The sequence below is a fragment of the Lactobacillus sp. C449L genome (assembly GCF_059900815.1).
The window spans coordinates 35,913-56,588 of the sequence record NZ_JBWXGA010000004.1 but is presented as its reverse complement, the minus strand read 5'-3'; the positions used below and the strand labels follow the sequence as shown (position 1 = coordinate 56,588).

Annotated in this window: 18 protein-coding genes; 4 read left to right on the top strand and 14 right to left on the bottom strand. The window is 35.5% G+C overall.

Annotated elements, in window-relative coordinates; all coding sequences use genetic code 11:
• Position 1: 1 nt before the first annotated feature.
• The 7 genes from nrdR to murC all read right to left on the bottom strand — a co-directional run bounded on the left by nrdR (position 2) and on the right by murC (position 9,710).
• A complete protein-coding gene (nrdR, locus tag AC2JF9_RS06845) occupies positions 2–469 on the bottom strand; it encodes a transcriptional regulator NrdR (protein WP_500726320.1) in 468 nt (155 codons plus the stop codon).
• Positions 456–1,073 (bottom strand): dephospho-CoA kinase, encoded by a 618-nt coding sequence (coaE, locus tag AC2JF9_RS06840; RefSeq protein ID WP_500726317.1) that lies wholly within the window; start codon positions 1,071–1,073, stop codon positions 456–458. The genes nrdR and coaE overlap by 14 nt, the downstream gene beginning before the upstream one ends.
• Positions 1,070–1,900, bottom strand: a complete 831-nt coding sequence (mutM, locus tag AC2JF9_RS06835; RefSeq protein ID WP_500726315.1) for a DNA-formamidopyrimidine glycosylase — start codon at positions 1,898–1,900, stop codon at positions 1,070–1,072. The genes coaE and mutM overlap by 4 nt, the downstream gene beginning before the upstream one ends.
• Before the next feature lie 13 nt (positions 1,901–1,913).
• Positions 1,914–4,589 (bottom strand): DNA polymerase I, encoded by a 2,676-nt coding sequence (polA, locus tag AC2JF9_RS06830; RefSeq protein WP_500726312.1) that lies wholly within the window; start codon positions 4,587–4,589, stop codon positions 1,914–1,916.
• Between the two features lie 171 nt (positions 4,590–4,760).
• A complete protein-coding gene (locus tag AC2JF9_RS06825; protein ID WP_500726310.1) occupies positions 4,761–6,026 on the bottom strand; it encodes an SLAP domain-containing protein in 1,266 nt (421 codons plus the stop codon).
• Positions 6,027–6,108: 82 nt separating this feature from the next.
• The gene (locus AC2JF9_RS06820; protein ID WP_500726308.1) at positions 6,109–8,142 is read right to left on the bottom strand and encodes a BspA family leucine-rich repeat surface protein; all 2,034 of its coding nucleotides are present in this window, start codon (positions 8,140–8,142) and stop codon (positions 6,109–6,111) included.
• Positions 8,143–8,399: 257 nt separating this feature from the next.
• Entirely contained in the window at positions 8,400–9,710 is a 1,311-nt protein-coding gene (murC, locus tag AC2JF9_RS06815) for a UDP-N-acetylmuramate--L-alanine ligase (RefSeq protein WP_500726305.1), read from the bottom strand.
• A 589-nt stretch (positions 9,711–10,299) separates the two neighbouring features.
• Between murC and AC2JF9_RS06810 the strand changes: the two genes are divergently transcribed.
• Positions 10,300–12,204, top strand: coding sequence for an alpha/beta hydrolase family protein (locus AC2JF9_RS06810; protein WP_500726303.1), 1,905 nt, complete (start codon positions 10,300–10,302; stop codon positions 12,202–12,204).
• A gap of 681 nt (positions 12,205–12,885) precedes the next feature.
• On the opposite strand, the gene AC2JF9_RS06805 is transcribed toward AC2JF9_RS06810, so the two are convergent.
• A complete protein-coding gene (locus AC2JF9_RS06805; RefSeq protein ID WP_500726301.1) occupies positions 12,886–13,047 on the bottom strand; it encodes a hypothetical protein in 162 nt (53 codons plus the stop codon).
• 162 nt (positions 13,048–13,209) lie between these two features.
• Between AC2JF9_RS06805 and AC2JF9_RS06800 the strand changes: the two genes are divergently transcribed.
• The 3 genes from AC2JF9_RS06800 to AC2JF9_RS06790 all read left to right on the top strand — a co-directional run bounded on the left by AC2JF9_RS06800 (position 13,210) and on the right by AC2JF9_RS06790 (position 16,078).
• Positions 13,210–14,100, top strand: coding sequence for a LysR family transcriptional regulator (locus AC2JF9_RS06800; protein WP_500726299.1), 891 nt, complete (start codon positions 13,210–13,212; stop codon positions 14,098–14,100).
• A gap of 84 nt (positions 14,101–14,184) precedes the next feature.
• Positions 14,185–15,126, top strand: a complete 942-nt coding sequence (locus AC2JF9_RS06795; protein ID WP_500726295.1) for an NAD(P)H-binding protein — start codon at positions 14,185–14,187, stop codon at positions 15,124–15,126.
• A 13-nt stretch (positions 15,127–15,139) separates the two neighbouring features.
• Positions 15,140–16,078 carry an NAD(P)H-binding protein gene (locus tag AC2JF9_RS06790; RefSeq protein WP_500726293.1) on the top strand — a complete coding sequence of 313 codons (939 nt, stop codon included), beginning with the start codon at positions 15,140–15,142 and terminating at the stop codon, positions 16,076–16,078.
• A 651-nt stretch (positions 16,079–16,729) separates the two neighbouring features.
• Here AC2JF9_RS06790 and AC2JF9_RS06785 read toward each other — a convergent pair.
• From AC2JF9_RS06785 to AC2JF9_RS06760, 6 genes are all read right to left on the bottom strand, one after another.
• Complete coding sequence (locus AC2JF9_RS06785) at positions 16,730–16,858, bottom strand: hypothetical protein (RefSeq protein ID WP_500726291.1); 129 nt, start codon at positions 16,856–16,858, stop codon at positions 16,730–16,732.
• A gap of 170 nt (positions 16,859–17,028) precedes the next feature.
• Complete coding sequence (gene ytpR / locus AC2JF9_RS06780) at positions 17,029–17,676, bottom strand: YtpR family tRNA-binding protein (protein ID WP_500726288.1); 648 nt, start codon at positions 17,674–17,676, stop codon at positions 17,029–17,031.
• 18 nt (positions 17,677–17,694) lie between these two features.
• Positions 17,695–18,015, bottom strand: coding sequence for a thioredoxin family protein (locus AC2JF9_RS06775; RefSeq protein ID WP_500726284.1), 321 nt, complete (start codon positions 18,013–18,015; stop codon positions 17,695–17,697).
• A 33-nt stretch (positions 18,016–18,048) separates the two neighbouring features.
• Entirely contained in the window at positions 18,049–18,708 is a 660-nt protein-coding gene (trmB, locus tag AC2JF9_RS06770; RefSeq protein ID WP_500726281.1) for a tRNA (guanosine(46)-N7)-methyltransferase TrmB, read from the bottom strand.
• A gap of 4 nt (positions 18,709–18,712) precedes the next feature.
• Positions 18,713–19,912 carry an ABC transporter permease gene (locus AC2JF9_RS06765; protein ID WP_500726279.1) on the bottom strand — a complete coding sequence of 400 codons (1,200 nt, stop codon included), beginning with the start codon at positions 19,910–19,912 and terminating at the stop codon, positions 18,713–18,715.
• Positions 19,905–20,645, bottom strand: coding sequence for an ABC transporter ATP-binding protein (locus AC2JF9_RS06760; protein ID WP_500726276.1), 741 nt, complete (start codon positions 20,643–20,645; stop codon positions 19,905–19,907). Before AC2JF9_RS06760 ends, AC2JF9_RS06765 begins: the two co-directional genes overlap by 8 nt.
• Positions 20,646–20,676: the final 31 nt, after the last annotated feature.

Genomic DNA, 20,676 nt, shown 5'->3' with positions numbered 1-20,676 from the left:
GCTAATTTCCTTTCTCTCGTTTAGCAATCATGTCTTTCATAGTTTTCATAAAACTTGACATGTCTTGGAACTCACGATAAATAGAGGCAAATCGGATATAAGCAACATCGTCAAGTTCAGCAAGCTCGTCCATGACTAACTTACCAATCTTTTTAGACGATATTTCACTAACCCCTTGTTGCCTTACCTTATTTTCGACATGATCAACCAATTGCTCGAATTGCTCACTGGTAATTGGGCGCTTTTGCCCAGCTGCCATTACTCCATGCAAAATCTTCTTACGGCTAAAGGGCTCACGGGTGTTGTCGTTTTTAATTACTAGTAATGGGGTAGTTTCTATCCGTTCAAAAGTTGTAAAACGGAAGCCACAGTTTTCACACTCTCTGCGGCGTCTAATAGCTCGATTTTCGTCGCTTGGACGAGAATCAATTACGCGCGAGGCATTTTGTCGACAATTAGGACATTCCATGCTGGTTCTCCTCTTTTATTTTTAGTAATAGTCGATTTAACTTACTTTCTAATTCTTTTATTGTACCAGTATTTGTAATCACATAATCAGCTAATTTTTCTTTTTCAACAAGTGGCATTTGACTATGTATGCGTCTTAGCGATTCAGCTCGGGTCAGATGGTCACGTTGTTGCAGCCTTTTAATCTGCAAATCTTCAGGAACAGCAATCAGTAAAGTAGAATCGTAATAGCTTTGATCACCTGACTCAAATAACAAAGGTACATCGACAACCACAAGTTGTTTACCAGCTTGTTTGTTTTGCGTAATTCTATTCTCAATTTCTTGAAAAATCAACGGGTGAGTTATTTTATTTAAAATCTGTAATTGTCTTGGCTCGTTAAAAACCAACTCTCCTAGTTTACGTCGATTAATCGTTTTGTCTGGATTTAAATAACTGGGACCAAATTGGCTAACTACAGCAGCATAGCCCACGTTACCAGGAGTTAAAATTTCATGACTAATTACATCACTGTCAATAACTGGGATATCCTTTTGATGAAAAAAATTATCGACAGTACTTTTACCGCTAGCTATTCCGCCAGTTACTCCTAAAACAACTGTCATTTGTATATTACCTGACAGTGCGGACAGTAAGTAGTGCCTCGTCCGGTCACTTTTATTTTTTCTAGTAAATGACCACAGCGCAAGCAAGGCTCACTTTTATGACCATATACTTGTAACATTTTTTGAAAGTCACCATTTTTACCATTAGCATCTAAATAAGTGTGTACGGTCGTACCATGTTTTTCAATTGCTAGATTAATCAATGAATTTATATTATCGTGCAACTTTTTAATTTTCGTTTTCGGGATTTTATTCGCCATGCTCAACGGGTGAATTTTGGTTTGCCACAAAACTTCGTCGACATAAATATTCCCTAGCCCAGCAACAACCGATTGATCAAGGAGTGTACTTTTAATGCTCTTTTTTTTCTTACTTAATCCTGCCGTCAAATTCGCCACGGTAAACTCAGGAGAATTTGGTTCAGGTCCCAGTTTTTTGATTCCAGTTGTCTGTTTTTCAGTTCCCGTCGCAACTAACTGCATTCGCCCAAACTTACGCACATCATTATAGCGAAGCGCCGAGCCATCAGTAAAAATAAATTGAACATGATCATGCTTATCTTTTGGGGTATTTTCTTTTACTAATCGATATTTGCCTTCCATTCGCAAATGGGAAACTACAGTTAAATCATCTGATAAACGGATTAAAAGATATTTAGCATAGCGATCAATTGATACTACTCTCTTACCTGCTAGCTTTTGAACAAATTCAGTTGGATCACTGGCAATAATCTTTGGGTACCACAAAGTGACTTTTTTGATTTTTTTCCCTTTAATCAGTGGGAGCAAAGTTCGACGCACCGTTTCAACTTCCGGCATTTCTGGCATAAAATTTCACTCCTTACTTTGCATCAAACCAATTATGACCGTACCCAGAATCGGCAACTAACGGAATATCAAGCCGTACTGCAGATTGCATTACTTCGGGAACAATCTTTTTAATAGTTTCTAGCTCATCTTTTGGCACGTCAAAAATCAATTCGTCATGAACCTGTACAACCATCTTGGTCTTTAAGTTGAGTTCATCTAGTTTCTTTTGCATATTAATCATAGCAATTTTTATTATATCAGCAGCTGATCCTTGAATTGGTGAGTTAATTGCCGTCCGCTCCGCAAATGAACGAATATTGAAGTTTTTGGCATGAATATCCGGTAAGTATCGTCTTCTATGCATAATTGTTTCAGCGTAGCCTTTTTCACGGGCAAACTTAACCGCCTTATCCATGTAATCTCTTATTTGCGGATATTGTTCAAAGTAATTATCTATAAATTCTTTAGCCTGCTTTCGACTGATGTTCAAGTTTTTAGATAAACCATAATCGGAAATACCGTAAACTATTCCAAAATTAACAGCCTTAGCACGTCTTCTCATTAAAGGCGTTACTTCATCAGTCGACTTTAAATGAAAAATTTTCATGGCCGTATGCGCGTGAATATCATACCCCGTCTTAAAGGCTTCTTGCATCTGTTCGTCTCCTGACACTTGAGCCAAAACACGCAATTCAATTTGCGAATAGTCACAGGAAAAGATGTAACCATCTGGTTCACTAGGAACAAAGGCCTTTCTAATTTGCTTACCTTCTTCTGTTCTAGTAGGAATATTTTGCAAGTTCGGGTCAACCGAGGATAGTCGGCCAGTCGCAGTCAAAGTCTGCAAATATCTGGTATGAACACGACCATCTTTTTGAATAACGTCAAGTAGACCATTAACATATGTTGACTGAATCTTAGCTATCTGTCGGTAAGATAGTATCTGCTCGATAATCGGGTTTTCGTCTTTTAGCTGATTTAGAACATCAACTGAAGTCGAATAGCCTGTTTTAGTCTTCTTAACCGGCTTCAAACCCATTTTTTCAAACAAAATATGACCTAACTGTTTGGGCGAATTAATATTAAATGTTTCGCCAGCTTCATCATAAATTTGCTGTTCCATTTTCTTCAGCTCAATTGCAAATTCATCTTGCAACTGGGTTAACGTACTAGCCTGGACTTTTATTCCATTAATTTCCATAATGGCCAAAACGCGAGCAACGGGAATTTCGATGCTAGCAAAAAGATCATCCTGTTCGTGTTCTTTCAGCTTATCAAGCAAGGTATTTTTCAACTTTTCAATTGCTTGTACCTTGGTTGCTAAATGATTAAATAAAACTTGGTCATCATCGGGAATTTGTTCACTCTTACCTTTACCGTATATATCAGCGTCATTTCTGACAGAACTGTTACCATACATACGACAAACTTCAGCCATATCATCTGAATTATTTTCATTGTTAATTAAATAAGAAGCTAAAAGCATGTCATAATCAATACCTTGAGCATCTATCCCTAAACGATTAAGACCAACAGTAGTCCGTTTAAGATCAAAAACATCTTTTTGAATTTTTTCATCTTCAATAATGTGCTTTAGATTTTCATTTTTGAGCAAATCAACTTCACGACTAACAAAAATTTGCTTACCAATCTTAAAAGAAAAACCAACGAAATCCGCCAAATGATAATTTGAGCCTAACATCCCTAAATAAAAGACAATATCATCACCGGCTTTAGCTTTTACATCCACTATATTTTCTTTGGTTAACTCAGTATAGGCTATTTTGACATCATTTTCTTGACTGCTTTGATCATTAGACTTTTCACTAGCAGGATCAAGCTGGCTTAAAAACTTACGAAAGTTCATTTTTTCATAAAAACGGCGTAACTTTTGGTAGTCAATGTCACGTCTTTTAATATCGTTAATACCGATAGCTACGGGAGTCTCGCAATTGATCGTTGCCAGCTTTTTTCCTAACAAAGCTTTATCTTTATCATTAATTAAGTTTTCTTTGAGCTTTGATTGTTTCATATCGTCAACATGATCATAGAGATTTTCCACTGAGCCATATTCTTGAATCAGTTGCGAAGCCTTTTTAGGACCCACTTTAGTTACTCCGGGGTAATTATCAGAGTTGTCACCCATCAGTGCTTTCATGTCAATGAATTCAGTTGGACTTACACCATTAACTTCTTTCATATGCTCTGGCGTAAAAGCTTCAAGATTCATTACTCCGGATTTAGTTACCATGACAGTCGTTTTATCGGTAGCAAGCTGTGTTAAATCCTTATCACCGGTTACAATGGTCACTTCAAAACCCGCTTTTTCACCTAGGCGAGCAAAAGTACCAATGATATCATCAGCTTCGTAGTTTTCCAGCTCGTATGTTGAAATTCCCAAATCATGTAGAAGCTCTTGTACGTAAGGTAATTGTTCCGATAGTTCACCAGGAGTTTTTTGACGGCCACCTTTGTAGTCAGCATACATTTCATTTCTAAACGTTGTTTTACCTGCATCAAAAGCAACCAAAACATAATCGGGCTGAACATTATTTAATACGACATCCAGCATGTTTTTAAAAGTATAAATGGCGTTCGTATGCAAGCCCTCAGGATTTCTAAAATTTTCAAGTTGACGGTAAAGCGCATAAAAAGCCCGAAAAGCAACTGAGTTACCGTCAATTAAAAGTAGTTTTTGTTTAGCCATTTGATCTCCTCATAATTAAAATTGGTCTTTAATTCATCTTCCATTTTACCAGTTTTTATATCAATCTTGCACAATCCTGTTTTTTTCGTTAATTATGGCTTTTTTAAAATTTTTATATACAAAAAAAGACTGAAAACCAGTCTTTTTTCTTAATATCTAGTTTCATTTTGTTTAGTACTGACGCTCATACACATATGGTGTTGTCTGATTTAAAATTTTATCAGCAGCTTCTTGGCTCTCACTACAATTAAGCACATCAGCTTGAGTTTTCGTCAATATGGCCGTTGCTTTTTTAACTTCAGCAATAGTTGCATTGTCTGAACTGTTAACTGCTTTGGCAAATTCTAGAGCATAATTAAATCTACGGTCACAGATTCTTCCTGAACTAGGATTTTGGTAAGAACTAATATTTTCTTGGTCAATTAAGTTCTGTAAACTCTGTTTATCTGATGATGTGGCTGTTTTTGCATCAGCCTGCGCCTGCTCTGGCGTGTTATCAGGTTTTAAATAAGGTCCAGATAAATAATCTGCATTAGCCGCTTTGACATAAATTAAACCAGCAGAAGCAGTATTAAGATAGTTCGAAAAAGTGAAAAAGTCAGGTTTGTTCCAGGAATCTCTCAGCAAATAGAATAATTCGGCTTTATTTTCGCTAGGAATCCAGATATATGTGAGTTCCTCGACCGGATAAAGATCATTGCCAGCAAAAGTTGAGCGAAGATCATTGGTTGGTTTAGCTGCACCACGCGCATCATAAGTTCCAGTCTTTTGATTAAAACTTATATAGGTATACTTTGTATAGATTTTCAAATTATGTTGTGGCCTTACCTTCACCTCTTCTGCAGGCAAAAAAGCATCAGTCGTTCCACTTATTCGATACTTGGTTGAGCTGTTTGGTTTATCAAATATTGCTGTTATAGCATCAACTTGGTATTTTCTACCTCTTACTATTTTGGTTTTATCTTTACCAGTGCCAATTGTAAAAGATTTATTCTTTTTAGAATTCCGAACCTTAACTGTTGCTTTAGCAGTATAAAGAAGTTTGCTGTTAATTAGTCCTACATTGGTAGCTTTAATATAGCTACCCGAACTGATTTTGTAGTAATACTGTCCATGAATTTTCGTATATGGTAACCAAGACTGATTATAGTTATCATCCTCTAGAAGATAGAACTGTTTAGTATTAGGTTCAATTGGTTGAACAGCTTCAGCAACTTTGACCTCTTCGCCTTGCTTAAAGTATGTTTTTGACGCTTTGCTTTTCTTTAGACGCTTGCCGTTTTTGTTATAAACATAAGAATTATGTGACAAACTTAGTTTAGAAGTTGACGAAGCTGCAATCACGCTTGTATCAGGGTCCTTTACAAATGATGCAAAAGAACCTAACAAAAGAAAGTTAACTCCTATTAACGTGAAAATTTTTTGCCTTTTTTTCATAAAATACCTCATAAATAACAGTATAGATTTTATTTTTATTGTATAGAAAAATTCACGTTATTAAAAGAGAATTCGTAATAATTTAATTATTCTTTTGCTTACGTTTAATTGCTATTAAACTCGTTAATAGTAGCGAGGCTCCTAAAATGAGTATTGCAACATTAGATAGATAATCTGTTCCAGTATGCGGTAACGTACTACTTTTTCTTTCAGCTACAGGCAAGTGACCTTGTTTTTTGACTTCATGTTCTGAATTTAATTTGGGTTTTTTAACTGTTTTTAAATTATGTTCTTCGGATTGTACATGATTACTTGCTTGGCTAGTATTAATAATCTTAGTATATACATAAGTTACAATTTGCGTCTGCGTACTAAATACACCAGTGGCATTTACGGGACGTTCTTTTAATGTATATCCGGTTATTGCTAATGCATCAGTTATATAACCGTCTCCAACTCTGCCCGTTAAAATTGTGTCTGATGCTAGCGCATTACCAGCCTCATCTTGATAATGAACAATAACTGTCGCTGTTTTCGCCGGTTGGGGCTTTTCTGGCTGATTTTCCTGATAAATAAAAGTTACTTCCTGCGCAGTTTTGCCAAACTTTATTTTCGCCTCACTGATGCTGCTGATTTGTCCGCCGTTTACCTTAATCGAGTTAATTAAATAATTGCTCAGGTTGATTGGCTGAATCGTTAATTCCTCATTGATGCCATAATTGTCAATTATTTTATCAGGGGCTAATTTTTTACCCGCTGTGTCTTGGTAATGAACCGTAACCGGCTGAGCCAGAATAATATACGTATCGTAGTCCTGGCTGCCCTGATAGTTTTCAACAAATTCTTCTGAGGTCCATATATGGGTGCCTCTAGGCAAACTGGGATTAGTACCGGTATTGATCCATTTCGCGTTATACAAAGGATCTGCAGGATCATCATGAATATGTCCATTTTCAAGGTTAGGCATTCCCGGTCCAAGGACTAATGTATTTAGAGATATGCAAAGTTGGAAAAAAGAATCACCCAACCTATTATTATCTGGATTTTCAAAATTGAATCCGCTAATGTCTACTTTTTCCAATCTGTAACATCTTTTAAACATTTCATCCATATCTGGGTCACTAGTTGTTTCAAAGTTTTTTAAATCCAGCTCTTTTAGGTTGTTACATTCCGTAAACATGCTAAACATGCTTTCCACCTTAGCCGTATTAAAACTGCTCACATTTAATTTTTTAAGACTAGTACAGAAATGAAACATTTCACCCATGTCAGTTACCTTAGCCGTATTAAAACTGCTAAGATCTAACTCCTCAAGATCTCTACATTCGTTAAACATCTGTTCCATGTTTTCAACATTTGCCGTATTAAAACTGCTTAAATTGATTTTTTTCAATCTATAGCAATCTGAAAACATCGCAAACATATCTTCAACGTTTGTCGTCTTAAAGTTACTGAGGTTTAATGCTTCTAAACTTGAGCAGGATACAAACATAGTTGCCATACTAGTAACTTCACTGGTATCTAGTTTTTCTAGCCCTTCAATGCTCTTCAGATCCCCAAGGTTGCCAAAAAGCCGCTCAGCACTACCCGTAATTTTTAAGGGATTTTCAATAATTATTTTTGTGACGGTGCGATCGTTTAAAACATCAACGAGTGTCTCAGGATCATTAATTGGGGTGCTGCTGCCCGGTATCATTAATGTTTGAGAGTTGTTGTCATATGATAGTGTCAAACCGTTCCACATAATATCTGTTGTATTTGATCTTTTTAGACTCTCAGTTTTTTCATTAGAGGATTGCTCTTTGTCTTGAATAACTGAACCTGAGTCTGGGGAATTATTGACTATGTGATTTGAAGAACTTTCTTCTTGAGAATCACTTTCTACAAGATTAGTCTTACCCACTTCTTCCTGCTTTTTAGTCATCCACTCTGCATTGTCAGTTTTAAGCTTAAAGGAGTTTTGGGATTTTTGAGACTCTACATTTTCAGCTTTACCTTGCTCACTAAGTGGAATTTTAGCAGCTTCAACACTCTTTACGTTATAGCTCAACAAGCTCAATGCCATTCCAGCTAAACTGCTAATTACAAGCTTTTCTTTCTGCCTATGTATACCCATTGTTTTATCCTTCCTTTATAGATCTTTCTAACCATATGTTAACATTTATAAGGTATCACCTAGTAAATTATGCTTAAGAACAAACGGTTTTTTGCGTTGAGTTTAGTTTTACTGTTCTACATTATATGAACTTTTTTAGTAAAAGTACTCCATATTAACTAAGGATATACTGTGCTAATAGTTATTCGCAATCTCTTGGCAAGCAAAAAACCTGTTATGAAATAAATCTATAACAGGTTTTGCTTTACTATTTATTTTTAAATTAGCTTTTCCAAGGCGTCTTCATACTTTTGAATGTCGCCAGCACCCATAAAAACAATAACACTATTTTTATTTTTAGCTAAATCGGCAATATTATCAAAGTCAAGCACTTCAGAGCCTGGTATTTTGGCTGTCAAGTCACTGCTCGTAATATCACCTCCCGCTTCTCTTGCAGAAGCATAAATCGGAGTAATGTATGCCTTATCAACATCACGTAAAATCTTTTCAAAATCCGAAGCATACTTTTTCGTACGAGTAAAAGTATGTGGCTGAAAGACAACAACTAATCGTTTGTTGGGAAATTTTTGTCTAGCCGCTTGGATAGTTGCTCGCATTTCAGTTGGGTGGTGCGCGTAATCATCAATAACGTTAATGTCCCCAAAATCTTTCTCGGAAAACCGACGTTTAGCGCCTTGATAGGTCAGTAATCCCTTTTGAATGTCATCGAGCGGTATCTTCTCCGTATACGCAACAGCAATGACAGCAGTTGCATTCAATATATTATGGTCCCCAAATAAATGAATGGTAAATTCACCAATATTTTTACCATGAGCTAAAACGCTAAAAGTTGATCCTTCAGTTGTTCTTTTAACATTAACCGCTTGAAAATCATCAATAGATTCAAAGCCATAGGTATATTTAGGAACTTTAGCCTGTAAAGTTTTAAGGCGCTCATTACCACCCCAAACAAACAAAGCCTTCTTAGTTTGATCAGCCGCTGTTTGAAACGCCGAAGTATAATCATCCTGATCTTTAAAATAATCTGGATGGTCGAAATCAATGTTAGTCATAATCTGATAGTCCGGGTGATAGGCTAAAAAGTGGCGCCGATACTCATCTGCTTCATACACAAAAAAACGTGAGTTTTTGACACCCTTACCTTCACCATCACCAATTAAATACGAAGTAGGAGCAGCTTCGCTCATTACTCGAGCAAGAATCCCAGTGGTTGAGGTTTTACCATGAGTTCCCGAAACTCCAATACTGACATGCATTTTAATAACTTCTTCAACCGTATCGGGATAGCTCTGCCAAGTTATTTTTTTATCTTCACATGTCCTAACTTCGATATTATCATTTTTGAAAGCATTGCCCTTAATAATAACCTGGCCCTCATTCTTGATATTATTCTTATCAAACTGAGCTACTTCAATTCCGGCTTTACTTAAAGGGACTTGCGTAAAAGTATATTTGTCAATATCGCTTCCAGCTACTTGATAGCCTAAGTCGTTTAACAACAAGGCTAAAGCTGCCATACCAGTACCCTTAATTCCAATAAACCAGATTTGTTTGTTTTTATCTAACATTTTTAAGCTCCAAAATTCTAATTTAACATCGTTTATTATTTTACCATTACTACGACAAAAAGAGCTTAATCTCCCCAAAACTGTAGTAAAAATTTATTTTTGTTAAGTTATTCCTCTAATTCAGGAGGTCTTACCTGATGTTTTAGGAAAACCAATATCACCAGCATGATCTCCTTACTGGTTTAATTTCACAGTGCCATATTGGGAGGCAGCAAGTGTTCTAACAACAAATTATCGACAAGCAAAATAAAGCGAATGAATGTCAGCTTTCAAAATTTTGAGTAAACAAAAATATCTTAATCATTTTAATTGCTAAACGCATTGAGTAAGTTACCAATAAAGGAAAATAGATATTTAATCCGAGTCAACTATAAATAAAAAAGATAGTAATTACTTTCTCGGATTATTATTCCAGCAGTTTACCGACGATAGATGCTAGCCTCTTTATGCCCAAACAGCGATACTGTTACTTAGTATTACGATTTACTTTTTAAATCTTAAATTTGAAAAGTAAATTGACAAATCAAACTTCCAAAATTAAAATTTAATACATTATTAATCTTGCTTTCAACTAAAACGGAGGTCTAACATGCAAAGATTAACAGCAAAAGACTTATTAAACTTAACAAATGCCGGAGAATTAAAGACACAAGGTGATAATAGTATTTTCCAAACCGCGGATCCTAATCCTGATAATTTAGATAAATATAAGTGGTCACTTGTTAAACAAAATGGTAAGAAAGGCTTGCGTACCGTTTTAACTACCGACACTTATCCAGCTTTTGTCTTTGATAAAGAGCCTAATGTGTATTTTACAACGACAAATGATAAACAAAAGACTCAATTATTTAAATTAAACACTGATACTCAAGATTTGACTGTAGTTCATGAATTTAAAAAACAGAGTTTGGCAGTTCAAGAAGTATTAAAAGACAAGCAATTGCTCTTATCAGGTACAGCTTTCTTATCCAAAACTGGTAATGATTTGCCCTGGCATGAAGTAACTGAAGTACCCTATTGGACAAACGCTGAGGGAAATGTGAATGGTAAACGACATCAACTTTTCATTTTTGATTTAGAGAATAAAAAATTGCACTCATTAGTACCAAAAGATTTTGCGGTAAGCAACTTTTGGTATCAAGACGGTCGCCTGTTCTTAACTGGATCACAATATAAAAATCACCGACCATTTCAAGACGGTCTCTATGAATATGACCTTTCTGAAAAAAAACTTCATGAGTTGCTTAAGCCTGAAACTTGGTCTATAGGTGCGGTTGCATTATTGAATGATGAATTATATCTAGCAGCAACTGATAATAAAAAATATGGAATCGAAGAGAATCCCGATTTTTATCATTTGACTAAAGATACTCATGAAATGCGGCTAGTGCAAGAATGGGATCATAATTTATCCAATATTGTCATACATGATATGGAAGTAGTTCCAGGTAAAACCACCTTTGTCCACAACAATAAACTTTATTTTGTTTCTACAATTGCTACACATAATGAAATTTATACATTTGACGGTGAGAAAACAGAACTAGTTGGCAAGTGGGATGGTTCGATTGTTTCTTTAGCATTTCAAGGCGATCGTTTACAATTTATCGCTAATAGTCCACAAAGTCCGCAGCAGCTCTACCAATTTGAAAAGGATGGACAAGTTAAACAACTTAGTCATTTTAATGAATTTTTGAATGATCGATATGTTGCCGAACCAAAACAAGTTGATTATCAGGATCATAATGGTGATAAACGTTATGGTTGGGTACTTTATCCGCTTAATTATCAAGAAGGTAACAAATATCCAGCTGTTTTAGAAATTCACGGTGGTCCACGTGCTACTTATGGAGATGGTTTTTTCCATGAAATGCAAATGCTTGCTAGTGCTGGATATTTTGTCTTCTTTACTAATATTATTGGCTCTGAAGGTTGGGGAGATGAATATGGTGACTTGCGCGGCAAATATGGAACTGTGGACTATGATGATTTAATGTTATTTACCGATGAAGTCTTAAAACAAGTTCCAGATGTGGACGAAGAAAAGCTTGGTATAGCTGGAGGAAGTTATGGTGGCTTTATGACTAATTGGGTCATTGGTCATACTGATCGCTTTAGTGCTGCTATAAGCATGCGCAGCATCGCTTCTTGGACAGCTATGTATATCTCAGATATTGGTCCTGAATTTGTAAATGATCAAATGGCCACAGATGATTTACATTCTGACGATATCGATAAACTTTGGTTCCACTCACCTCTTCGCTACGTAAATAATGTAACCACTCCAACGTTATTTTTACATTCAGATCATGATTATCGTTGTCCGATTCCTGATGCTTATCAAATGTTCCAAGCTTTGAAATTACGTAATGTACCAACCAAATTGGTAGTCTTTCAAGATTCTAATCATGATTTATCAAGGAATGGTGCCCCTAACAGGCGTATTAAGAGACTAGAAGAAGCATTGAAATGGTTTGATAAATATCTAAAGTAAAAAAGTTATGCTTTCAGGTAATCAATGTTTTAACTTAATGGTTTTGTTTCGCACATTGAATAATTTTTTGTTCTCGTTATTGTGACCTCATCATGATTAAACAAGCATACTCCATTAGAAGAAACAAAGTGCTTTTCTATCAAATTGCTAATTACCTAACATAGAAATATCTTATGAAAGTAGGAAAGAATGAATATTTTGAATTTGGACAAAAAGGTTGGACAAAACTTATTATATTGTGAAATTGGGTTAGATATTAATTACTTTTTTATGTCTCGTATTGTTAAAGGGATATTACTCCATACTTAAAATTTGTTTTTTTTGTTAAACAGAGATATTTATTTTTACCATCTAAAAATATGTAACTACCTTTTTTTGAAATTTCCAGATATATTATATTGTACTTTACTAGTAAGCGATTTCTTGAGATAATGGATAATTTTTAACTAGAACATTTCAAAATAATTTATGCCATCTTATGAGATTTTCGCATATAGGCATAAACTCTATTTTTTAAAAAAATCTAGAAAAATTGTGCCTCGCTTTAAACGAAAAAGAAGCAGGCAAAGTTGACTATTAGACATCCTTTGCCCATATTTGCTTAGGTTCATCGTCATAACTTAGATTTTTAAACTATTACTTGCCCTCTTAGGTATGCTAGTCACATGCCAAATACGTTCTTCAAATGGCCAAAAATAGTCCCACATCAGTCTGGCGCTGACTGTAGATTGTTTGCCAGTTTTGTTTTGAAACACTGCCACGTGGAATTGTAATTAAGCTGGCGTTGGTGTCCGCTTGGCGTTTTTCTAATATAATTTCTACATTATCGAAATTAAATTGCATTCCCAAACCTTTGAAAAACTATGCCTAGAGCAATGGCTACAATAATTAGTGCATAATAATGATTCATTCTTTATGACTTATAGCTCTTAATGTCCCCTTTTACTTACCTCTGTTTTATAATGTTAGATGCATGTAGAAAAAAGATGAGTCAATGAGGTAAAAATGCTATCAATTATCAAACTAAAGTACTTTAAAGATGTAGTTGATTTGCGAAGCTTCACTATAGCTGCAAGTAAAAATCATGTAGCTCAAACTTCAATCAGTCAGCAAATTAAAGAATTAGAAACAACATATGACGTTAAATTAATCGATCGCAGTACAATTCCAATTTCTGTTACTGAATCAGGACAACTGCTATATCAATGGTCTGAGATTATTCTCAAAGATATTGATCGACTGAACAAAGAAATGGAACAGCAAAAAGCTCAAAGGCTTAAAGTCGCTTATACATCCATGGAAGATTTGACATATTTAAATAAGTTGTTCAGCTATATGCCGCTATATCAAAAGAAAGTTTCAGTAACTAAAGAGTTAATGATTAATCTTACGCCCTATCTTCGTGACGAAAAGATTGATTTTGCAATTACCTTTGACTCTGAATTTGTCGATGAGCCAGATATTGAAACCATTCCGCTTTCCAGTGGTCATTACAAGATAGGATTAAGAGAAGACCATCCACTAGCTAAAAAAGAAGAAGTGACAATGGATGAAATTTATCAATATCCTTCTGTTATGATCACGCCTACAAGTATTGGAAAATCTTATAATTTAATGATCAAAAGATCACAAAAAGCAGGCGAAAAACCAAATATTGATGAAATTGTAGATAATGTTGAAAGTGAACTATTTATGATTCAACAAAAGAATTTGATTGGTTTTTTCCCTGAAGATTTCCCAATGAAACTTGAAAATCCAAATTTAAAGCTAATAAAAATCAAAAACTCTCCTCATTCATATCAACGTGTCATAGCCTACAAGAAGAACACATCCCCTAAAATTACATCTTTAACAAATGAAATCAAAAATATAGCCACTTATAAGTTTTACCTATAACTATAGTGTTTTTATATATTGGTCAAAGTAGCCGCTTTCATTTATAGTTTAATTATAGATAAACTATATGAAGGAGATTATTTTATGACTAAATATATTTTGACAGGCGTTGACGGCAACTTAGGTGGTCAAGCAGCTAAATACTTAATGAAATTAACCGATAAGAGCAATTTGGTTTTTTGTGGCTATTCTGAAGACAACTTAAAGAAATATCAAGACATGGGTATTGATACCAAACAAACCGACTTTAATCATACAGATGGATTAGTTGATAGTTTTAAAGGCGGCGATGTTCTTGCTTTAATTTCCATGCCATTTGTTGGTGAAAAGAGACGTCAAGCACAAAAGAACGTGATTGATGCAGCGAAAAAAGCCGGTGTAAATAAGATCATTTATACCTCACTAGTAAATGCTGGTGATCCGATGAATCCAAGTAAGGAAAAGATCGATCACGCTTATACTGAAAATTATATTGAAAATACTGGTTTGGATTATATTCTTTTAAGGAATTCACAATACGCAGAAGCCATGATTACTAACTACTTCACTTTTGTAAATAACGGTGGGATAGTTAGAAATAATCAAGGTGACGGTAAGATGGCCTATATTTCAAGAAAAGACTGTGCCAAAGCTGTTGCCTATGCCCTGCTCGCTGATAATTTACATTACCGTATTCTTAACATTAATGGCGCTGAACTCATGAATATTACTAAATTTATCGAAATTGGCAACGAGGCAACTGGTAATCACGTAAGTTATGAAGAAATTTCTGATGAAGAAAACTATGCAGTTTTTGATAAAATGGGAGTTCCTAGAACTACAGATGGTGAATTTCAGAAGCATTCTTCTGCTCCATTCAGTTCAGATGGGATGGTCACCTTTGGTCAAGCAATTCACGAAGGAAAAATGGACATGTTCACTGATGACTTCAAGAAGCTAACTGGTGATGATCCAATTACTGTTAAATACATGTTTGAACATAGCAATGCCTTCCAAATTGGTGATCGCCATTCCAAGGATAGCTAAAGAGACGCACAAAATGAAAAAGATTGTAGTTAATGGTGTTGATGGCAATTTTGGAAAATTGGTAGTTGAAAACGTTTTAAAATTAATTCCTAAAGAAGAATTGCTCTTCACTGCCCCACGTGCAGATAAATTAGAAAATTACAAGAAAATGGGTATCAAAACAGCGGTTGCTGACTTTAATAACTCCGATAATTTAACTAAAATTTATGAAAATGCGGATAAAGTATTATTAATTTCCATGCCGTTTGTTGGTGCTAAGAGGAGGAAAGCACACAAGGATTGTGTAAATGCTTGTGTTAAGGCTCATGTTGGTCAAATTATTTATACTTCAGTGCTATCATCAGGAAATCCTTTCAACCCTAGCGTTGAAAATGCAGATCATGGTTACACTGAATCTATTATTCAAAACACTGATTTGGATTACATTATCTTACGTAATTCATTATTTGCAGAAGCATTCGTCACTGATTACTTCAGAGCAGTTAATAGCCATGAAGACAGCATTGAGAAAAACATGGGTGAAGGCCGTGTATGGTTCATCTCTAGAAGGGATGCAGCTTTAAGTGCCGCTTGTGCGTTAAACAATGACTTGCTCCACCGTACTATTTTAAACATTAATGGCTGCGAGCCATTCACTTACGATGCTTTCCTAAAAGTAGCAAATGAAGTGACTGGCAACAATATTAATTACGTTAAGAAGACAGATCAAGAGCTTTATGACTACTTTGACAGTATCGGTGTTCCTAGAAACACCGATGGCGATTTCTCCAAGAGTCCCATTCAAGCAACTTCTGAAGGAATGGTTACTTTTGGTACCACTGTTAGAGATGGTTATTTGGATGTGCCAGTTAGTGATTTCACTAAATTATGCGGTAAGAAGCAAATCACTGTTAGAAACATGTTTATACATGAAGAGGACTTCCAGTTAGGCGATCGCCATTCTACCGAATAAAACAACAAAAAAGGGTAAATCGTAAAAAGATTTACCTTTTTTACTTTCTCAAGCGTAAATGATCAACTACAACAATGTCATTTTTCTATTTGCATAACTTTAATTAAGCGCCTATAAAATCAAAGTTCAAAATGTGCTAAAAGTATGCTGTTTAAGATTGACCAAGTAAAATCTGTCAAAAACGGCTCTTCAATTCATATTGTTTCTAAAAATGATAAATATCATTTTGGGACTGATTCTTTAATTTGTGCTTTTAATGTAAATGGTCAAAAAAACACTTCAACCGTTAATTAACGCAGAAGTAATTAGCACTAACCAAAAAGCTATAAATGTTCAATTAAGTAAAAAATTCCAGTAAACTAACGGGGAAAATGAAAAATTGGCGCTTTAATCAATTAAACAACTTAATTAATGGCTTAAAGACAACGGTTTTGCCAATATGCAAAAACTAGTTTACTGGAGAACTTTTTTCTGCATTTAACTAATTTCTTTTTATGGTCTTTATTGTTTTTACTGAGCGAGTAGTAATAAGTGCTGCTGGCAATCTGGATTAAAACTAGGAGTGAGTAGGCATTTCAGCTTGATGACGGCATTATGCCCATTTTCTTTGTATTTGCAAATCCAATTAAACAGCTGCCGGAACTTTAAGCCCTAAGTTAACTGATAATTGGGTAGCGTATCTAGTTGTTCAACTGCTGCTTCGATGAATTCCACAAAATAATTATGATATGGATGGTCAGAAACCTGAATCCCATGAAACTCAGTCAGTTTGAACAGCATTTGATATTACCAGTTATAATTTGCCATTTGGGAAATAGAAATTGAGCAGAATAACCTTGTTGCCATTGATGATAGATTTGAATTTTATTTTTTTTAGATAACTTAGACATAAAAATAAGCCCCGCAAGTTGTTTAACTTTTGGGACTCACCACACATTCTAGGGTCTTTTTTATATACTAATCTTGCCACTAGCAAGCAAATCATCACACTGCGCTGCATCAAATGGTTCGCCAATTGGAAAGTCAGCAGGCAAAACCATAATACCGCGTTTTTCAGGAGCATGTTTAAGTCCTAATTCACGTGCTGAACATATCATACCAAACGAATCAATCGAACGCAGCTGCCCCGGCCATATCATTTGCCCGTTTGGCATTAGTGTGCCAGGAAGTGCAACTACGACTTTTTGGCCTTGAGCAATGTTAGGTGCACCGCAAACAATTTGGTATTCTTCGCCATTGCCAACCTCAACTGTTGTTACGTGCAAATGATCAGAATCTGGGTGCTTCTCGCAGCTCTTAACAAAACCATAAACCAACGTTGGTTCTCCATAAGCAAGCTTATCCTCAAAGCCTACTTCAGCTAACTTACCGTTTAATGCGCTCAAGTCACTATCCGACAATTTAACTTGACCATCAGGTAACTTGTCGTAATCAATTACTTGATTAACGTTAAAAAAATTATAGCCTGTTACCTTGCCATTATCATCAGTAATGCGAACCACATCACCCTTTTCATCATATTGGCCATCTCCTTGGCCTTGATCTAAAATCACAATCAAGGTATTTGGGTAGCTTCTTTTGTTAATACTAGTAATCATATAGGAATCCTCTTTCATTTAGTCGAGCGATCGCAAAAATTCTTCAACTTCATCCTTAGCTTTACGATCCTTATTAACTAGTCTACCAATTTCTTGACCATCTTGGTAGACAACAAATGATGGAATTCCCATAATGTTTAATTCCTTGGCAATATCAACTGCGCCATCACGATCAATTTGGAAAAATTTGCTATCAGGAAAGTCGGCTTCAATTTCAGGCATAAATGGATCTAAAAAGCGACAGTCTGGACACCAATCAGCTGAAAATTCTAAAACTACTCGACCATTTTTTGTAACTTCAGTTAATTTTTCTCGATCAAATTTCTTAATTTGTTCCATTTTAATTACCTCACTTATCATGTTTAATTTAATTTATTTTACTCCAAAACTAGCATGAAGGGCATAAATTGGATTTCCTTTAGTTGCAAATTTATGTTCATATTCAGTTTCAATGTTATTAGCAACAATTTCTGCGTTTTCATTGTGCAAATCAACTGAGACAAAGTCAAAGTTCATGCCATAGTTATTCATACTTTGTACTGAGTATGAATAAAGACCAGCATTATCGGTCTTAAACTCAATATGTCCTTCAGAATCAATGATTTTCTGGTACTTAGCCAAAAATGTTTTATAAGTTAGACGACGCTTCTCATGGCGCGTCTTAGGCCATGGGTCACTAAAGTTAAGATAAAGCGTAGCAGCACTATGTGCCGCAAAAAAACAGTCAATATTCGCAGCATCAGCACATAATATTTGCAAGTTGTCCAAGTGCTTTTCCAACTTCGTTCGCAGTATCATGCCAGCAGCAGTTATTTGCAGTTCAACAGCAACAAAGTTCTTTTCAGGGTGTTTTTCAGCTAGTGTTGTAATGAACTGTCCTTTGCCTGAACCAATTTCAATTTCAAGCGGTTTAGAAATATCAGTAAAGCGTTTTTCCCAGTCAATTTTTTTGGCAGTATCTGGTCTATCTAAAACGCCTTCTGGATGTTCTCCAACCAACTTCACCGCCCAGGGTTTATTACGTAACCTCATCTATTTAAATATTCCTCTTTCTAATTTTCATTGGTAAATACAGTCGCAAAAGCCCCCAACTAAAGACTACCAATATACAGATTGCCTCAAATAGCTGCAAATTAATCGGAAGGGCTATTAGCCAAGATAGACTGATAATCAGCCATTGTATTAGCATTGCAAAGGCCAAGACAATAACTAAGTCTTCTCCACGCTTTGACCGTTCAATTGGATAGACCCGATACATAATATTATCATCAAACTCACTTGCCATCGGTAAGAGTTGATAGATTGTTAAAAAAATTACCAAGCAAGACAGTCCTAGTGCCCAGAGCCAGTTTTGCACAAGCCAAGATATTAGCACTGCAAATGCCGTCATTCGTACCAATAAGTTAAGATTTTCCGGATTTCTTAACAGCGAGCGCCGATACAAAAAACGATTAGGATTTTCACTAATTTGGGGTAAGCTCAACAAAAAATCTAAGTATTTACGCCGCTTGATATTAACCTGTTTTTCCTTGACATCCGTGAACATGCTAAAAGCATTATATACCCGGCTTTTCCTTTTTTCTTCCATTTCAACTGCATACTGCCAGTCAAACAGCTTTTCGTGATGCGGTCTAAAAATCAACAAACTAATTCCGATTAATAAGATTACTGCACTCAAATAGATAAATCGTGGCCAAGACATACCCAAGACAATAACTATTAGCAATATAAAGTTTACTAAAGGTAAAGAAACCTTTTGGTTAAAGTATAAATTATGCTCCATTGTTTTTAGCTGCAAAATTTTGGCTATAAAAACGCACATAACCCCAATAACATAATCTACTACCGAAATTTCGGCTTTAATTGTCGCAAATGGAAACAAAATTCCTGCGAGCAGTATCATTACAATTACAGGCACAATTAGGCTATAAGTAAACATTGGTTTAAGGTATTTTTCTATCTGCTTATCCTGTGGCAACAAAAATTGCGTGTCAGCCGGTTTGAGTAATGTGACCAATTTTCCAATCATTAGTGGAAGCCACAAAAGTGCCCCAGTGAGTGGACGGTAAAACCATAAATCGCTTGGCATGGTTTTCATGCTTTGAGCATACCAAAACATCAAAGCGCCAAATAAAAAAATCAACGCCAATATAAAGAAATCATTAAAAACCAAAACCAAATACTTGAGCGACTGTTGCAAATTTTTTTGCAGTCTTTTACTAGCTAACTCACGCATTGTGGTGCTCCTGATTAAGCATTCGATAGATTTTATCAAAAGCATCAGATTCTGTTAAGCCATAATGTGTACGAATTTCAGGTAGGCTGCCAATAACTTCAATTTCTCCATTATTTAAAACTGCATAATTTGAAATTGCTTGCTCAGCATCAGCTAAAATATGAGTGGACATCAAAATCATTTTGCCTTCAGCTACTGCCTGTTTAATTAAATCAATTAAGTTGGAAACCGCCAATGGATCAAGCCCAGTAAAAGGCTCGTCAATCACCAATAAATTCGTATCAGCTAAAAACGCAGTCACAATCATAACTTTTTGCTTCATTCCTTTAGAAAAATGAACGGGCATCCAGTCTAGTTTATCTTCTAGCCTGAACATCTGTAAAAGTCGCTGGGCGCGTTCCCAAGCTTCTTTTTCAGCTAAATGATAGCTTAAAATTGTAAGTTCAAGATGCTCTTTTAAAGTTAATTCATTGTATAAAACTGGAATCTCAGGAATATACGCAACTTGTCGTTTAAATGCAGTTGGCTGTCGGATGAGTTCAATATCGTTTAAAGTAATTCTTCCCTTTTGCGGGCGAAGCAATCCTAGTATATGTTTGATTATCGTTGACTTTCCAGCGCCATTGAGACCGATAATTCCGAGGGCTTCGCCCGGTTTAATTTCTAAATTAATGTCTTTAATGACTGGTACACCAGTATAACCACCGGTTAAGTGCTCTATCTTAAGAACCATAATTCCTGTCTTTCTTTTACTGAATTTACTC

Bases quoted from the DNA above. Each gene is read 5' to 3' on its own strand.
- nrdR (WP_500726320.1), bottom strand. From the start codon at position 469: ATGGAATGTCCTAATTGTCGACAAAATGCCTCGCGCGTAATTGATTCT.
- coaE (WP_500726317.1), bottom strand. From the start codon at position 1,073: ATGACAGTTGTTTTAGGAGTAACTGGCGGAATAGCTAGCGGTAAAAGT.
- mutM (WP_500726315.1), bottom strand. From the start codon at position 1,900: ATGCCAGAAATGCCGGAAGTTGAAACGGTGCGTCGAACTTTGCTCCCA.
- polA (WP_500726312.1), bottom strand. From the start codon at position 4,589: ATGGCTAAACAAAAACTACTTTTAATTGACGGTAACTCAGTTGCTTTT.
- AC2JF9_RS06825 (WP_500726310.1), bottom strand. From the start codon at position 6,026: ATGAAAAAAAGGCAAAAAATTTTCACGTTAATAGGAGTTAACTTTCTT.
- AC2JF9_RS06820 (WP_500726308.1), bottom strand. From the start codon at position 8,142: ATGGGTATACATAGGCAGAAAGAAAAGCTTGTAATTAGCAGTTTAGCT.
- murC (WP_500726305.1), bottom strand. From the start codon at position 9,710: ATGTTAGATAAAAACAAACAAATCTGGTTTATTGGAATTAAGGGTACT.
- AC2JF9_RS06810 (WP_500726303.1), top strand. From the start codon at position 10,300: ATGCAAAGATTAACAGCAAAAGACTTATTAAACTTAACAAATGCCGGA.
- AC2JF9_RS06805 (WP_500726301.1), bottom strand. From the start codon at position 13,047: ATGCAATTTAATTTCGATAATGTAGAAATTATATTAGAAAAACGCCAA.
- AC2JF9_RS06800 (WP_500726299.1), top strand. From the start codon at position 13,210: ATGCTATCAATTATCAAACTAAAGTACTTTAAAGATGTAGTTGATTTG.
- AC2JF9_RS06795 (WP_500726295.1), top strand. From the start codon at position 14,185: ATGACTAAATATATTTTGACAGGCGTTGACGGCAACTTAGGTGGTCAA.
- AC2JF9_RS06790 (WP_500726293.1), top strand. From the start codon at position 15,140: ATGAAAAAGATTGTAGTTAATGGTGTTGATGGCAATTTTGGAAAATTG.
- AC2JF9_RS06785 (WP_500726291.1), bottom strand. From the start codon at position 16,858: ATGCTGTTCAAACTGACTGAGTTTCATGGGATTCAGGTTTCTGACCAT.
- ytpR (WP_500726288.1), bottom strand. From the start codon at position 17,676: ATGATTACTAGTATTAACAAAAGAAGCTACCCAAATACCTTGATTGTG.
- AC2JF9_RS06775 (WP_500726284.1), bottom strand. From the start codon at position 18,015: ATGGAACAAATTAAGAAATTTGATCGAGAAAAATTAACTGAAGTTACA.
- trmB (WP_500726281.1), bottom strand. From the start codon at position 18,708: ATGAGGTTACGTAATAAACCCTGGGCGGTGAAGTTGGTTGGAGAACAT.
- AC2JF9_RS06765 (WP_500726279.1), bottom strand. From the start codon at position 19,912: ATGCGTGAGTTAGCTAGTAAAAGACTGCAAAAAAATTTGCAACAGTCG.
- AC2JF9_RS06760 (WP_500726276.1), bottom strand. From the start codon at position 20,645: ATGGTTCTTAAGATAGAGCACTTAACCGGTGGTTATACTGGTGTACCA.